Annotated in this window: 15 protein-coding genes and 1 pseudogene; 10 read left to right on the top strand and 6 right to left on the bottom strand. The window is 46.4% G+C overall.

Translation table 11 applies throughout. The features are described from left to right. From VIM72_RS30955 to guaA, 3 genes are all read right to left on the bottom strand, one after another. The coding region (locus tag VIM72_RS30955; RefSeq protein ID WP_332006661.1) for a ligase-associated DNA damage response exonuclease at window positions 1–740 on the bottom strand (740 nt) is incomplete at its 3' end. A gap of 73 nt (window positions 741–813) precedes the next feature. After that, window positions 814–2,124 (bottom strand): ABC transporter substrate-binding protein, encoded by a 1,311-nt coding sequence (locus VIM72_RS30960; protein ID WP_332006662.1) that lies wholly within the window; start codon window positions 2,122–2,124, stop codon window positions 814–816. A 129-nt stretch (window positions 2,125–2,253) separates the two neighbouring features. Beyond that, window positions 2,254–3,792, bottom strand: coding sequence for a glutamine-hydrolyzing GMP synthase (guaA, locus tag VIM72_RS30965; RefSeq protein WP_142685473.1), 1,539 nt, complete (start codon window positions 3,790–3,792; stop codon window positions 2,254–2,256). Window positions 3,793–3,884: 92 nt separating this feature from the next. Between guaA and VIM72_RS30970 the strand changes: the two genes are divergently transcribed. The 10 genes from VIM72_RS30970 (at window position 3,885) to VIM72_RS31015 (ending at window position 13,451) form a co-directional block, all read left to right on the top strand. Further along, window positions 3,885–4,622: a head GIN domain-containing protein gene (locus VIM72_RS30970; RefSeq protein WP_332006663.1), complete on the top strand. Its 738-nt coding sequence runs from the start codon at window positions 3,885–3,887 to the stop codon at window positions 4,620–4,622. A gap of 325 nt (window positions 4,623–4,947) precedes the next feature. Next, complete coding sequence (locus VIM72_RS30975) at window positions 4,948–5,868, top strand: hypothetical protein (RefSeq protein WP_332006664.1); 921 nt, start codon at window positions 4,948–4,950, stop codon at window positions 5,866–5,868. A gap of 225 nt (window positions 5,869–6,093) precedes the next feature. Beyond that, complete coding sequence (locus VIM72_RS30980; protein WP_332006665.1) at window positions 6,094–7,230, top strand: beta-ketoacyl-ACP synthase III; 1,137 nt, start codon at window positions 6,094–6,096, stop codon at window positions 7,228–7,230. Between the two features lie 24 nt (window positions 7,231–7,254). Then, window positions 7,255–7,653, top strand: a complete 399-nt coding sequence (locus VIM72_RS30985) for a hypothetical protein (protein ID WP_332006666.1) — start codon at window positions 7,255–7,257, stop codon at window positions 7,651–7,653. 90 nt (window positions 7,654–7,743) lie between these two features. Next, window positions 7,744–8,748, top strand: a complete 1,005-nt coding sequence (locus VIM72_RS30990; protein ID WP_332006667.1) for a BtrH N-terminal domain-containing protein — start codon at window positions 7,744–7,746, stop codon at window positions 8,746–8,748. 18 nt (window positions 8,749–8,766) lie between these two features. Continuing rightward, on the top strand, window positions 8,767–9,513 hold the full coding sequence (locus VIM72_RS30995; RefSeq protein ID WP_332006668.1) for an ABC transporter ATP-binding protein: 747 nt from the start codon (window positions 8,767–8,769) through the stop codon (window positions 9,511–9,513). A gap of 7 nt (window positions 9,514–9,520) precedes the next feature. Continuing rightward, on the top strand, window positions 9,521–10,840 hold the full coding sequence (locus VIM72_RS31000) for an ABC transporter permease (RefSeq protein ID WP_332006669.1): 1,320 nt from the start codon (window positions 9,521–9,523) through the stop codon (window positions 10,838–10,840). Window positions 10,841–10,932: 92 nt separating this feature from the next. Then, a complete protein-coding gene (locus tag VIM72_RS31005) occupies window positions 10,933–11,190 on the top strand; it encodes a phosphopantetheine-binding protein (RefSeq protein WP_127035163.1) in 258 nt (85 codons plus the stop codon). 13 nt (window positions 11,191–11,203) lie between these two features. After that, on the top strand, window positions 11,204–12,418 hold the full coding sequence (locus tag VIM72_RS31010) for a beta-ketoacyl-[acyl-carrier-protein] synthase family protein (protein ID WP_332006670.1): 1,215 nt from the start codon (window positions 11,204–11,206) through the stop codon (window positions 12,416–12,418). 16 nt (window positions 12,419–12,434) lie between these two features. Next, a complete protein-coding gene (locus VIM72_RS31015) occupies window positions 12,435–13,451 on the top strand; it encodes a beta-ketoacyl synthase chain length factor (protein ID WP_332006671.1) in 1,017 nt (338 codons plus the stop codon). On the opposite strand, the gene VIM72_RS31020 is transcribed toward VIM72_RS31015, so the two are convergent. The 3 genes and pseudogenes from VIM72_RS31020 to VIM72_RS32490 form a co-directional block, all read right to left on the bottom strand. After that, window positions 13,448–13,594: a hypothetical protein gene (locus VIM72_RS31020; protein WP_332006672.1), complete on the bottom strand. Its 147-nt coding sequence runs from the start codon at window positions 13,592–13,594 to the stop codon at window positions 13,448–13,450. The two genes, VIM72_RS31015 and VIM72_RS31020, sit on opposite strands and share 4 nt — an antisense overlap. A gap of 58 nt (window positions 13,595–13,652) precedes the next feature. Next, the gene (locus VIM72_RS32485; protein ID WP_414649077.1) at window positions 13,653–13,811 is read right to left on the bottom strand and encodes a hypothetical protein; all 159 of its coding nucleotides are present in this window, start codon (window positions 13,809–13,811) and stop codon (window positions 13,653–13,655) included. Window positions 13,812–13,983: 172 nt separating this feature from the next. Continuing rightward, window positions 13,984–14,450 (bottom strand): annotated as a pseudogene (locus VIM72_RS32490) (PDDEXK nuclease domain-containing protein). Between the last annotated feature and the right edge of the window lie 99 nt (window positions 14,451–14,549).

Consider the following 14,549-nt stretch of genomic DNA (forward strand, 5'->3'; position numbering starts at 1 on the left):
TGGAACCTGCGCATCCATACATTATCTTCCGCCGAAGGCGGTGCAATGATTACCGCATTTTTAAAGGTTGCTTTAGGTGTTTCAGGAGTGATTCTTTCTACCGGAGGCAAAGGCCAGCCTTCCTGTAACAGCACTTCATGCGGAATAGCAATGGCGCCATGCGCCAGGAAATGATCCACTGTGTCTTTCAGGTGATACAGCAACCGTTGTGCTTTGCCCAGGCTGTAAGCCAGCAACACACTGGCTTTGCCGGCCTGCTGGTTTTCGTATATCCATTGGGTGATACTGTTGAAGATCTGTTGTTGCGGCGCCCACCGGTAAATAGGCAGCCCAAAGGTAGATTCTGTGATAAACGTGTGGCAGCGGATGGGCTCAAACCGGGCCGACAGCCCGTCGTTCTCCAGCTTGTAATCGCCGCTGGCTACCCATACTTCGCCATCCTGCTCCACCCGTATCTGTGCGGAGCCAATGATATGGCCTGCCGGATGAAGGGATACTTTCACACCATTAAAAAAAATAGTTTCCCCGTAAGCAACGCCCTGTACCCTGATATCGTTACCGAGCCGGAGCCGTAACAAGGGAACACTGGCGTTTTCACATAAGTAGTATTGATTTCCCCAGCGGGCATGGTCGGAATGTGCATGAGTGATCACAGCACGCTTAACGGGTTTCCAGGGGTCGATGTAGAAATCCCCTGCAGCGCAGTAGATGCCGTTGTCGGTAAATTGCAGCACGTTCATACAGGGAATGTACGCAAAAAAAATCGTGCCACGGTGGTTGTCGTGGCACGATTCAGATGCTATTGCAAAGTAGCTATTTATTCATTTTAATATCTGCACTGTCGCCTTTCTGGATAATGTAGATATTTTTATTTTCAAAGTAGGAAGGTGTTTGTTCTCCTTCTTTCAGGTACACCGGCAGGAAGTTATAGTTAGTGATCACTTTGGGTGCATTACTCACCATACTGTTGAAATAAACGCCGTTTGTATACAGCAGTTTTACGAAGTAGTAAGTCAGGTCAAAACCTTTGAAAGCCATGTCCGATGGGCGTGCTTTGTATACCCTGCGGAAGTAATCAGAGATATACCGGCTATAGTAATCTGTTTTGTCGTTGTAATAGGGAGATGAATAATATACCTGTAAGCCTTTAAACTCGGGCTCTTTCAGCTTAATCACATCCCAGGTGGGCATACCAAAGATCTGCAGGGGATAGGTAGCGGCGGAAATGCTTAGCTTACGCAGCAGGCTTTTGGCGCCGGCTTCATCCAGGGCAGTTACAATAACAGCGTTGGTACGGTCTGTAAGGAGGTATTTGGAAATTTCTTCCGGTGTGGTGGCGTCATTCCATACCACTTCGCGGATCCTTGATTTCCGGGTGCTTTCCATCTTATCGTAGGAAGCCTTAAAATCTGCTGCCAGTCTTGTTTCGAAGGCAGTATTCCTGCGGAACAGTACAATGTTTTTATTGGCGAAAGCATCCTGGATATAATTCTGGAGCGCATCGCAGTGTGTTTTCAGCGTGCTGTTGGAGATATATAAAAACGGGTTGTCGCTGATACCGCCATCGTTGGGGTAAGTGCCTGAAACGAAATTGATCTCTTTGTTTCTGGCGAAATCGCTGAGCTCTTTCAGTTCGGGATTGCTTACAGCTCCGAGGATCAGGTCTGTTCCGTCGAGCGCTTTACTGCGAATCAGGGAAGATACGCTCTGCCTGGCTTTGCTGTCGTATACCGTCACTTTCAGGTTATATCCCTGTTGTTGCAGGGTATCCAGCGCGAGCTGGGCGCCTTCATAAAATTCAAGGCCGGGCAATACATACCGGGGCATAGTGCGGCCCGGAATTTCTGTGCTGTTGGCAAAAACGGAATCGAGGTATAATGGTGCAAAGAATGCAATGTTGTAGGTAGCTTTTTTAACTTCTTTGCCAAATGCAGGTACATTAAAAGGCGCCTTTGCAGCTTCTTTCTTATTATCCTCCGGTTTTTTTTCCGGTTTAGGTTTACTCAGAGATGGTGGTGGCCCGTCTACCTTACTGGCACTTTTCCTGGTAGATGAGCAGGAGCTGATCAAAACCAATAAAGCCAATCCGGATAACAGGTGTTTAATTGAAACTAAGTGGTTCATAATTGGCGCTAATTTACAAAAATCATTCCGGGGAATGTGAAATAAAGCATTACGGAGTTATGGATAGAAGAAATTATTCTGTCTATCCACAACTCCGTAACTATAGCTCAGTATTTTATTGCATCCTTTTTATTCCCACTCGATGGTAGCAGGTGGCTTGGAGCTGATGTCGTATACCACGCGGTTGATGCCTTTTACCTTGTTAATGATGTCATTAGACATTTTAGCAAGGAATTCATAAGGCAGATGCGCCCAGTCGGCGGTCATACCATCTACAGAAGTTACCGCACGCAAAGCCACTGTAAATTCATAGGTACGTTCGTCGCCCATTACGCCAACGCTTTGTACCGGCAGCAGGATGGTGCCTGCCTGCCAAACCTTGTCGTATAAACCTGCTTCTTTCAGTCCTTCTATATAAACATTATCTGCTTCCTGCAGCATATGTACTTTTTCGGGGGTAATAGCACCGAGGATACGGATAGCCAGTCCCGGACCGGGGAAAGGATGACGGCCCAGGAATATGTCGCTGATACCGATCTCGCGGCCTACGCGGCGTACTTCGTCCTTAAAGAGGAAGCGCAGTGGCTCTACCAGCTGCATGTTCATTTTTTCCGGTAATCCGCCTACGTTATGGTGGGATTTGATGGTAACGGAAGGGCCGTTTACAGAAACGGATTCAATTACATCGGGGTAAATGGTACCCTGGCCCAGGAAAGAAATATCGGTAAGGTGGGTGGCTTCCTGCTGGAAAACATCGATGAACAGGCCACCGATGATCTTGCGTTTTTGTTCCGGATCGGAAACGCCTGCCAGTTTTCCGTAAAAAAGATCTTTTGCATTGACCCCTTTTACGTTCAGACCCATATGTTTATAAGATTCCAGAACGGTTTCAAATTCGTCTTTTCTCAGCAGGCCGTTATCTACAAATATGCAGAACAGGTTTTTGCCGATGGCTTTATGGATCAGTTCTGCAGCAACGGTAGAGTCAACGCCGCCGCTGAGGGCCATTACTACTCTTTTATCGCCTACCTGGGCTTTGATCCTTTCTACTGTTTCATGTACAAAAGCGGCCGGGGTCCAGTCCTGGCTGCAGTTACAAATATGTAACAGGAAGTTGCGCAGGATCAGTTTTCCTTCCAGGGAATGGGTTACTTCCGGGTGGAACTGCAAACCAAACATCGGGTTGGCTGCCAGGGTAGTATTTTTGAAAGCCGCTACCGGTATATTTTCTGTGGTGGCGATGATTTCAAATCCTTCAGGGATCCGTTTAATGCTATCTGCATGGCTCATCCATACCTGGCTTTTTGCAGAGATATCATATAACAACTTTTCCTCTTTGTCGTTGTGCTCCATAAAGGCGCGTCCGTACTCGCGGAGGTTGCTTTTGGCCACTTCGCCGCCAAAAACCTTGGCCATCATCTGGGCGCCATAGCAGATACCGAGTACCGGTACTTTTGCAGCAATGGCTGCAATATCAAGAATGGGCGCATTTTCGTCGTTTACCGAAAAAGGACTGCCTGATAAAATAACACCTTTAATGGTTTCATCCCAGGCAATAGGCTGAAGGCAAGGTTTAATTTCGCAATAAACATTCAGTTCACGGATGCTGCGTGCAATCAGCTGTGTATACTGGGAACCGAAATCGAGGATAAGTATCTTTTCTGTCATGGTGGTGCAAAGATAAAGTCCTTCTACGAATTTCAGATTTGGAAATTCGAAATTCGGAAATCCGGCGTATCTTCCTGTTATAATTTAAACCCATGATATCAACAAAATCGCTCCTATGTCAGGCCACTATGGCCTTTTCTGCTGCTGTACTCCTTTTTTCCTGCGACGTAACCGGACAAAATCGTGTAAAAGGCAATGGCCATGTGATTAAAGAGGAAAGGAAGGTAGGTCCTTTTCACAGGATCAAGGTAGAGGGCAGTATGAACGTATATCTTACCCAGGGCGCTGCCAAAGCAGCCGTTATTGAGGCGGAAGATAATATTGCGCCGCTGGTGGAACTGGTGGAAGAAGACGGCCGTCTTATAGTAAGGATGAGGCGGGGCGTATCTATCAGCACCCATAAAGAGCTGAACGTGTACCTCACCACTCCTGAAGTAGATGATGCCAGCCTGGCCGGTTCCGGCGATCTGCTGCTGGATGGTAAGTTTAATTCCCGCTCTGATGTTAAATTCAGTTTGTCTGGCTCCGGTAACCTCAGGGGAGACATCAATGCTCCTGCGGTAAAGGCTTCTATTGCCGGTTCAGGTGATATCAGGCTGAAAGGGGAAACGAAGGATGTGAACCTTTCCATTGCCGGCAGCGGTAACTTTAAAGGCGATGAGCTGCTGTCTGAAAACGTAAGCATTAATATTGCCGGTAGTGGTGATGCAGATGTTTATGCCAGCGTAAAACTGGAAGCGAAAATTGCCGGTTCCGGTGACGTAAATTATAAGGGCTCTCCCCAGATATCCTCTTCTGTAGCGGGTTCTGGTAGTATTAATAAAAAATAGGCATCAACATTTACAAATCTTTAACATTTTAAATATCATATTTACTGGTGTCAGAGAGTTTATAGAGATGTTTTGAAGAAAAACATATCAAAGTCCTTGAGTCCAGGTACAGCATTCGCTATCATTAACCCGCTGATGCTGTACCTGGCTGGGGCACAAGACAGAACCCCATAATAAATACCCCACTCCATCAACATTTCGCGTCAAATTATCATTAAATCACATGAATGATTGCTGTTTTTTTGTATGTTTACGGCTTGAATTGCAGATTTTACCGTTTGAATTGTTGATTTACGTTTTGAATTGTTGAACTCCTATTCCTTTTATGAACGAAAGACCGAAGATCCTGGTGGTATATTATACTCAAACAGGGCAATTGAAAAGGATTATTGATCATGTGCTGGCCCCGCTGGAAGGCAAAGCCGACTTTACATTTGAGGAACTGGTGCCTGTAACGCCTTTTCCTTTCCCCTGGGGAAGGCAACAATTTTACGACACTATGCCGGAAACCGTTCAATCCACCCCCCGTGGCATTGAACCGCTGAAAGTGGACGTGAATGCGCATTTCGACCTGGTTATCCTGGCTTATCAGCCCTGGTTCCTTTCTCCCTCACAGCCAACTGCCGCCTTCCTGCAAAGTGAAGCTGCCAAACAGCTGCTGAAGGGCAAAAAGGTGATTACGCTGCTGGGAAGCCGTAATATGTGGCTGAATGCACAGGAAAAAGTAAAAAATTACCTGCACCAGGCGGGGAGTACCCTTGTGGGCAACATTGTGCTGGTAGATAAATCACCCAATCTCATTTCCGTGATCACCATACTCCGGTGGGCATTCAAGGGAAAAAAGGAGGCTACCCGCTTTTTGCCGCAGGCAGGAGTACAGGAAAACGAGATCCTTACTTCCGGACGGTTTGCCGGACCTATAGCCGCCGCACTGCAACATGGCAAATGGGATACATTGCATTCGGAACTATTGGCACTCGATGCCGTGGAACTGCTTCCCAACCTGGTGGTTCTCGAAAACAAGGGTATCAGGGCTTTCCGTTTCTGGGCTAAATTCATTAGCGCTAAAGGCGGACCCGGAGCGGCTTCCCGCCAGGGACGTGTAACCATGTACCGGGTGTTGCTGCTGGCAGGTATCTTTGTTTTAACACCTGTCTCCCTGGTTACTTCTCTTATACAGTTGAATCTGAAAAAGGCCAGGCTGCGTCGCGAAGTGGACTATTATAAGGGCATTTCCCTGAGATAAAAGTGTACCAGGTCCGCCTTAAAGGTGTCTCAAATCCGGGTGTAATGCCGGCACAAAGCGACCTTTACGCAGTGGCGTGATACTTGTAATTCCAATTAGAATTCTATATTTACGTCTGTATATAACGTATATTAAATTAAAATATATTTTACCGTGAGCTGGCTGGCGAGGCAGGGCAGTTCAGACCAGGTTTTACATGTAGCCTTAAAAGACGAATAAATTCAAATGAAGGAAGTTTATATTACCAGGCTGTCTAAATTTTTACCCAACAAGCCTGTTGAAAATGATGAAATGGAGAGCATTCTCGGCATGGTAGATGGAAAGGCTTCCCGTGCGCGTTTGAAGATACTAGGTAACAACAAGATCAAAACCCGTTACTACTCTTTGGACAAGGAAGGGAAATCCACCCATTCCAATGCGGAAATGACAGCAACCGCTGTATCGCAGTTATTTGATGAGCAGTTTCCCATCAGCAAACTGCAATTACTGGCCTGCGGTACCACCTCTCCGGATCAGTTGTTACCCAATCATGCCGCCATGGTGCATGGTATCCTGAAATGCCAGCCGGTAGAGCTGATTGCAGCTACAGGCGCCTGCGCTGCAGGGATGCAGGCGTTTAAATATGCCTGGATGTCTATTCGTTGCGGTAATACTTCCAACGCTGTAAGTACCGGCTCTGAAAAATTCTCCGCCTGGATGCTGGCACAGAAATTCCAGCCGGAAGCTGAAAATCTGAAAAGTCTCGACGAAAATCCCATCATCGCCTTTGAAAAGGACTTCCTCCGCTGGATGTTATCAGACGGCGCCAGCGCAGCCCTTTTCCAGGATAAACCCAATGAAGAAGGTTTATCCCTGCGGGTTGATTGGGTAGAAATACTCTCTTATGCCAATGAGCTGGAAACGTGCATGTATGCCGGCGCTATCAAACAGCCGGACGGCACTACCACCGGATGGATCGATATGACCCCGGAAGAATGGGCACAGCACAGCGTATTCTCCTTTAAACAGGATACCCGGTTACTCGGTAAAAATATTGTTCCTTCCGGAGCACAGATGTGGAAAGAGCTGGTAGAGCGCCACAATATTAATCTCGATGAAATAGATTTCTTCCTGCCCCACCTGTCGTCTGAATTTTTCAGGTTAAAGATAGATGAGGAAATTACCCGGTTAGGTGTTCCCATCCCACTGGAGAAATGGTTTACCAACCTGGCCAACGTAGGTAACGTAGGTACCGCATCCCCTTACCTGATGCTGGAAGAACTGATGAACACCGGCCGCTTTAAAAAAGGACAGAAAGTAGTAATGATGGTTCCGGAAAGCGCACGTTTTTCATATGCTTATGCACATATTACCGTAGTATAAGCGATCACTTCTAAAACTGCTCTCATGAAAAAAGAGGAAGTACCGCAGGACAGTGATAATCTGCATGAAGGTACATTCAAGCAAATTATGTATGCGGTGGATAATTCCGGCAATTATGTACAGGTGCAAAGTGCTGGCTGGGAGCCGGAAAATATTGCACTTGACCAGGCCTGGGAAGAAGTAAACGAAAGAGTAAAAGCGGCGCGGGCGCGGGTGGAAGCCGGAGAAATAAGCCCGGTAGCCTATTACATGGAAAAGACCCTGATGGATCTGCCTTTGCTGGCCAGTCATGTAGGTAAGTTCCAGTGGCAGGTGAAAAGACATATGAAACCAGGCGTTTTCAAAAAGCTCAGTCCAAAACTATTGCAGCGTTATGCAGATGCCTTCAAAGTGAGTTTAACAGATCTCCTGCAGATCAGATAAAGCATAATGGTAATAACGGATTTGTGGGTAGGCGTTATCCGATGATCTTCCCACAGATCCGTTATTCGTAATGCTGCTACAAATAATATTATGACTAATTCTTTTTTCCAACACAACCAGACCGCGCATTGTGAAAGTGGTGTAATATCAAACCTGCTGGGGCATTATGGTTTACAGATCAGTGAGCCGATGGCATTTGGTATTGGTGCAGGTATCTTTTTCGGCCACCTGCCTTTTGTAAAAGTGAACGGGGTGCCGGGCACTACCTACCGGATATGGCCCGGAGCTATTTTCCAGCGGGTATGCAAGCGGCTGGGAGTACGGATGGAGTCCCGGAAATTTTCCACACCGGAGAAAGGAATGCAGGCGCTCGATAAAGTGGTTGAAGCTGGTATTCCTGTTGGGTTGCAATCCAGCGTATATTACCTGCCTTACTTTCCTGCTTCTTACCGGTTTCATTTCAATGCACATAACCTGGTTGTTTACGACAAAAAGGATGGGCAATACCTGGTAAGCGATCCGATAATGGATTCAGTGACCACCATTGATCCGGAGAGCCTGGCGCAGGCCCGCTTTGCGAAAGGATTCCCGGCGCCTAAAGGAAAAATGTACTACCCGGTGCATGTACCTCCTTCTGCCTCATTTGAAAAACCAATCAAAGCGGGTATAGAACAGGCCTGTCACTTTATGCTGAAAGTGCCTATCCCCCTGTTTGGTGTGAAAGGGATCCGCTTTCTTGCCAAAAGAGTAGCTAACTATGCCGAAAATCCAGGCGACCGGAAAGCTACGCTATACCTGGGAAATATTATCCGTATGCAGGAAGAGATCGGTACCGGCGGCGCTGGCTTCCGTTTCATGTATGCTGCATTTTTACAGGAAGCTGCTGTGTTACTGAAGAAAGATGAGCTGAGTAAACTGGCGGGAGAACTGACGCAAACCGGGGACTTATGGCGTAATTTTGCCTTTGCCGCCGGCCGCGTATGCAAGAGCAGATCAGCAGATAATGTTTCCTATAAGGAACTAAGCCAGATGTTACTGGAATGTGCAGCCTCCGAAGATGCGTTTTTCCGGAAACTGGCACAGGTGAAGTGGTAATTAAATATTCAAAGTATCATGTCCGGCATATCTGTAAAAGAACTATATAAAACCTACAAGGACAGTGCAGAGCCCACACTGAAGGGACTTACATTTCAGTTCGGGAAGGGCAGGATTGCCGGTTTGCTTGGCCCTAACGGCGCAGGCAAAACTACTACGATTTCAATATTATGCGGCATTGTACGGAGCGACAGCGGGGAAGTGATCATACAGGACTTAAAGCAGGAGGCGGCCCACAGGGAAGCCATCAAACAGATTATCGGGATAGTACCACAGCAGATAGCACTGTATCCACAACTTTCTGCTGTTGAAAATCTTACCTATTTCGGTAATCTGTACGGTTTTAAAGGAAAACCGCTGCAACAAAAAATTATGCATTACCTGGAACTGTTTGGCCTGGAGAAAAGTGCGCACAAGGAAATACATAAATATTCCGGTGGAATGAAACGGCGGGCCAACATTATTGCAGCAATCCTGCACGACCCCAAATTGCTGGTGCTGGATGAGCCTACTGCAGGAGTGGATGTTCAGTCGCGTAGCATGATATTACAATTCCTCCGTGATTACAACAACCAGGGAGCCAGCATCCTGTATACTTCCCATTTGCTGGAAGAGGCACAGTCGTTGTGCGAGGAAGTAGTGATCATGGACGCAGGAAGAATGATAGTGCAGGGTAACCCGTTAACCCTGATACATCAGCACCCCGGCTGTAACAACCTGGAAGACGTATTCCTGCATTTTACCGGAAACGCGCTCCGGGACTAATTTTTAAATGCTAAAGCGAAGGGCTAAGAAAGCGATGTTAAGACTACTGGCAACAATCAGGAAAGAGTGGCAATTACTGTTACGTGATAAAACAGGGATCATCCTCCTGTTTATAATGCCTGTTGTATTAATTACTGTAATGGCGCTGATCCAGGATGCCCCTTTTAAAGATTACCAGGATATCAGGTTCGATATTTTAACGGTAGATAATGATCATGGCCGTTTGGGCCGCTCTGTGAAAGAAGGGCTGGCTTCAGGCGGACAATTCCATATTATCGATTCCCTTGATGGCCGGCCGGTAACTGCTGAACAGGCCAAACAACTGGTGAACGAAGGTAAATACAAGATCAGCATTATCATACCTGCAGGTGCTACCGCGGCTATTGTGAGCAATGCTAACCGTATTGTAAATGACATCACTAACAGGATGGGAATGTCAGTGTCTTTACCGGTAAAAAAGACAGCTGATTCATTAAACGTGACGATCTATTTTGACCCGGCTGCAAAGAAGGCATTTAAAGGCGCCATCCACCAGTCGGTAGATAATTTTCTTACGCAGGTGGAAACTGATCTGCTGCTGAGCCGCATTAAACAACAATTGCGGAGCAAAGACAGCACTGCCGGTACCGCAGATACTTTAGCCATCCGCTTACAGGCAGTTGGACTGAAGGAGCAAAGCACCGGTACGGGGAAACAGCTGGATGTAATTTCCAATTCTGTACAGCACAACGTACCTGCCTGGAGTATTTTTGCCATGTTTTTTATTGTAATACCCATTGCCGGAAACATGATCCGGGAAAGGGAAGATGGCAGCCTGTTGCGGATGAAGCTGATACCAGGATCTTACCTGGCTATACTTGCCGGTAAGATGCTGTTCTTTGTAGGAGTTTGTATCCTGCAGTTTTACCTGATGATGCTGGTGGGTATTTATGTGCTGCCACTGCTTGATCTGCCGCAGCTGGTAATGGGCCGGCATCCTGGAGCAACGCTGCTGGTAGCAGGCGCAATAGGGCTGGCAGCAACGGCTTACGGTATCCTGATTGGCACAGTATTTAAAACGCCTAACCAGGCGCTTAATTTCGGGGCCATCTCTATCGTGATTTTGTCGGCCGTTGGAGGCATATGGATACCGCTGGAAGTAATGCCCGCCAGGATGCAGCTGCTGGGGCATTTGTCGCCCTTAAGCTGGGGGCTGGATGCTATCAACGATATTTATTTGCGTAACGGAGATATGGCATTTGTGTGGAAGAATGTGCTGAGATTAATACTTACCGGACTGGCCATGCTGGCCATAGCCGGATGGGTGGAAAAAAGAAGAATGAACTGATAAATGTTTTCAAAACAATAGTAAAACTGTATTTTTACTCCCCACAAGGGCATTCGCCTGTTGTGAACAACAGGTGATAAACCTACAACATTATGGAAGAATTAAAAAAGAAACTGAAAGAACAAATCATTGAGGCACTCAACCTTCAGGACACCAAACCGGAAGACATTGATGACAATGCACCGTTATTTGGAGAAGGCCTGGGACTCGATAGTATCGATTCTCTTGAATTGATGGTATTGCTGGAAAGACAATATCACATCAAAGTAGAAGATCCCCGCGAAGGCCGTAAGATTTTGCAGTCCGTTCAGTCTATGGCAGAGTTTATCCAATCGAAACAACCGGCATAAGTAAGCAGGCTACATGGCGGAAAGAGTGTTTATAACAGGGATAGGAATGATCACCGCTATTGGTGATAATGTAGCCGGAAACCTGCGCAATCTGCGATTGCAGCACAGCGGTTTGGGATATAGCAGCTATATTGATACCGTTTACAGGAATGTGTTGCCGGTTGCAGAAGTGAAACACGCCAGTGATTCCCTGTTTGCGCTTGCCGGTATGCCGGCAAAGGAAGGGTATACCCGTACCACTTTACTTGGACTGGCCGCTATGCGGGAAGCATTGCAGGATGCGGGTATTACCGATATACAGTCTGCCCCCACAGGCTTTATCAATGCCAGTACGGTAGGCGGCATGTGCGATACCGAGAAGTTATATTTTGATATCATTGATCCTGGAAAGACAGGCTCCTTTTTACAATACATAGATACACTGGATTGTGCGGACTGTACACAGCGTATAGCCGATACCGTAGGATTTAGTGAACATATTGCCACCATCAGTACCGCCTGTTCTTCTTCTGCCAACGCGCTGATGTTTGGTGCACGTATGATAAAGCAGGGCATGCTGCCACGGATGGTATGCGGTGGCACAGAAGCGCTCACCCGTTTTACATTGAATGGATTCAATTCACTCAAAAATGTGGATAAGCAGTTTTGCCGGCCGTTCGACCAGCAACGCACTGGTTTGAACCTGGGCGAAGGTGCGGCGTACCTAGTGCTGGAAAGTGAAACTTTCGCCAGGGCCAATAACAGCCGCATCCTGGCGGAATTGAGCGGGTACTGCAATACCAATGAGGCCTTCCATCCAACCTCCCCCTCACCGGATGGCGATGGCGCTTACGAAGCCATGAAAACGGCGCTTGAAATGAGCGGGCATTCACTGGAAGAGGTATCCTATATTAATGTTCACGGTACAGCTACGCTCAATAATGATGTTTCTGAAGGAAAAGCACTGGAACGTTTATTTGGCGATAAAGTACCTCTTTTCAGCTCCACTAAACCGTTTACCGGTCATACACTGGCAGCGGCGGGGGCCATAGAAGCCATTTACTCCATACTGGCTATTCAACATGGGTTAATTTTTCCCAATCTCAATTTCTCAGAAAGAATGGAGGAATTGACTATCAGTCCGGTTACCACCCTGATGGAAGGGTACCCGGTAAATCATGTTATTTCAAACTCATTCGGCTTTGGAGGCAACAACGCTTCCCTGGTGATCAGCAAATATGAAGGGTAAGTGTTACATACAAGCAATGGCGGCCATCTCCCCGCAGCCAACTTTTGAAGGGGATATTTTTTCGGCGCCGCTGGTACATACAGACAGTAATCTGCTTGCCTGTGTAGAGCCTGATTATAAACCATTTATTCCGGGCAATAGCCTGCGCCGTATGACAAGGGTGCTTAAAATGGGATTAACGGCTGCGCTTAAATGCAGCCAGGAGAGTGGTATTACTGCACCAGGCCCTATTATTACCGGCACAGGTAAAGGCAGTTTGCAGGATACGGAAAAGTTCATCAAAGAAATTGCAGAGTATAAGGAAACGGCGTTGAATCCCACTCCTTTTATTCAATCCACCTACAATTCTGTGAATGGCTTAATAGCCCTGCAACAAAAATGTACAGCCTATAACAATACTTTTGTACACCGCGGTTTTTCCTTTGAAAATGCTTTACTGGACAGCATGATGTTGCTGCAGGAGGGCGCCACGCATACGCTTACCGGGGCCTTTGAGGAAATAACAAAAGAGCATTTTTACATAAAAAGCCGGATCGGATTCTGGAAAGACCAGCCCACAGATAGCCGGGAATTATACCGTCGTCTTTCACCGGGCAGTATTGCCGGGGAGGGGGCAACATTTTTCATACTAACGGGCACGCCTACCCTGCAAAGCTATGCTGCTATTTCAGATTTCAGGATGTTGTATAAACCAACCGGCGGTAAATTGACCGCTGCTCTGAAAGCCTTTACCACAGCCCCTGATCTTATAATTACCGGCCGCAATGGCGATAGTAATTTTGAGCATTATTACCAGGAGCTGGATCAATGTTTCCCGGGCATACCACAGTTGCCATTTAAGCATCTTTGTGGTGAATATGATACAGCCGGTGCATTTGGTTTATGGTTGGCCGCGCGGATCCTTAAAGCGCAGCAAATACCCGCAGCATGGTTTCCCGGTGTGGAGCATTTGTCTGCGCCTGTTCATTCCATCCTTTTCTATAACCACTTTTATGGCGAACAGCATGTTATGCTGAAGCTGGAGAGGGTTTAACTTTCACATCTTCTTAATTCACCCGCGAGGAATTGTTGTAACTGTTCTTTAGTTGGCAGTTGTATGGCGTAGGTAGAGACAAACATCTGCCGGCCCATTCCTTCAGGAATGGCATATTCGGCGAGCGCGAATTCATCAGACACTGTCTAATGAATTCGCATGCTAATCCCATTCAAATTCGTCTGAAACCACCTCACTGATTTATGGATAATACTGATAAAATTGTCTGCATACCCGGAGGTTAGTCGCAGATAATTTTAACGCGGGAAGTTCTTTCGAAATCTGTTCCAGTAATTGTGCGCCACATTTCGCCCTGTCCACACCTTTCTGTTCATATTCTACAATATAACATCCAATCATCCATTGCGGATAGTGAGAGAGCGGTTAATAGCTTGGCTGCTACTTCCTGGAAATGTACATGTGTTGTTTCAATGCTGTTAAGCAGATGGTTAAATTTCATTTGGTGCTGTTTTTTGTTGTAACGGATTAACGATGTAAACAGGTCGTAGGCAGGATGTGATTGGCGGAAATTTTATAACATTTTACCCAGTGCTTCTGCATCAGGCAAAAACTCTTTCATATTTTCAGGCACAGTGTGCGCCTGGTAATGTGTATAAGTACCTACACTCATGGCTTTATTGATGGATTTAATGGCATAATCTACTACCATATTGTCTTTCTGTTTGCAAAGCACAATCCCGATACTTGGGTTTTCATGAGGCAGTTTTACTTTATCGTCCAGTACGTTCAGGTAAAAATTCAGCTGGCCGGCATATTCCGGTTTAAATTTTTGCGTTTAAGCTCAATGGCCACAAGGTATTGCAGGTGGCGGTTATAAAAAAGAAGATCCACAAAAAAGTCCTGGTTATTTACTTCCAGTTTGTACTGGTTGCCGATAAAAGAGTATCCTTTGCCCATACTCATAATAAACTTCCTGATATTGTTTACTATTTCGTTTTCAGGTATACCTTCATCATCTTCTTCATTGTCAACAAACATTTAAATAGGCATGAATTTAAAGGATACTTTATTAAAATCCCGTTCATTTTATTCAGGGGTGAAATGATCCGTTCATTATCATGAACAGCATGCATAAAA

It is taken from the genome of Chitinophaga sp. (assembly GCF_036569185.1).
In the GTDB taxonomy this organism is placed as follows: Bacteria; Bacteroidota; Bacteroidia; order Chitinophagales; family Chitinophagaceae; genus Chitinophaga.

Excerpts from the sequence above, each read along its gene's own strand:
- VIM72_RS30960 (WP_332006662.1), bottom strand. The coding sequence starts at position 2,124 with ATGAACCACTTAGTTTCAATTAAACACCTGTTATCCGGATTGGCTTTA.
- guaA (WP_142685473.1), bottom strand. The coding sequence starts at position 3,792 with ATGACAGAAAAGATACTTATCCTCGATTTCGGTTCCCAGTATACACAG.
- VIM72_RS30970 (WP_332006663.1), top strand. The coding sequence starts at position 3,885 with ATGATATCAACAAAATCGCTCCTATGTCAGGCCACTATGGCCTTTTCT.
- VIM72_RS30975 (WP_332006664.1), top strand. The coding sequence starts at position 4,948 with ATGAACGAAAGACCGAAGATCCTGGTGGTATATTATACTCAAACAGGG.
- VIM72_RS30980 (WP_332006665.1), top strand. The coding sequence starts at position 6,094 with ATGAAGGAAGTTTATATTACCAGGCTGTCTAAATTTTTACCCAACAAG.
- VIM72_RS30985 (WP_332006666.1), top strand. The coding sequence starts at position 7,255 with ATGAAAAAAGAGGAAGTACCGCAGGACAGTGATAATCTGCATGAAGGT.
- VIM72_RS30990 (WP_332006667.1), top strand. The coding sequence starts at position 7,744 with ATGACTAATTCTTTTTTCCAACACAACCAGACCGCGCATTGTGAAAGT.
- VIM72_RS30995 (WP_332006668.1), top strand. The coding sequence starts at position 8,767 with ATGTCCGGCATATCTGTAAAAGAACTATATAAAACCTACAAGGACAGT.
- VIM72_RS31000 (WP_332006669.1), top strand. The coding sequence starts at position 9,521 with ATGCTAAAGCGAAGGGCTAAGAAAGCGATGTTAAGACTACTGGCAACA.
- VIM72_RS31005 (WP_127035163.1), top strand. The coding sequence starts at position 10,933 with ATGGAAGAATTAAAAAAGAAACTGAAAGAACAAATCATTGAGGCACTC.
- VIM72_RS31010 (WP_332006670.1), top strand. The coding sequence starts at position 11,204 with ATGGCGGAAAGAGTGTTTATAACAGGGATAGGAATGATCACCGCTATT.
- VIM72_RS31015 (WP_332006671.1), top strand. The coding sequence starts at position 12,435 with ATGGCGGCCATCTCCCCGCAGCCAACTTTTGAAGGGGATATTTTTTCG.
- VIM72_RS32485 (WP_414649077.1), bottom strand. The coding sequence starts at position 13,811 with ATGATTGGATGTTATATTGTAGAATATGAACAGAAAGGTGTGGACAGG.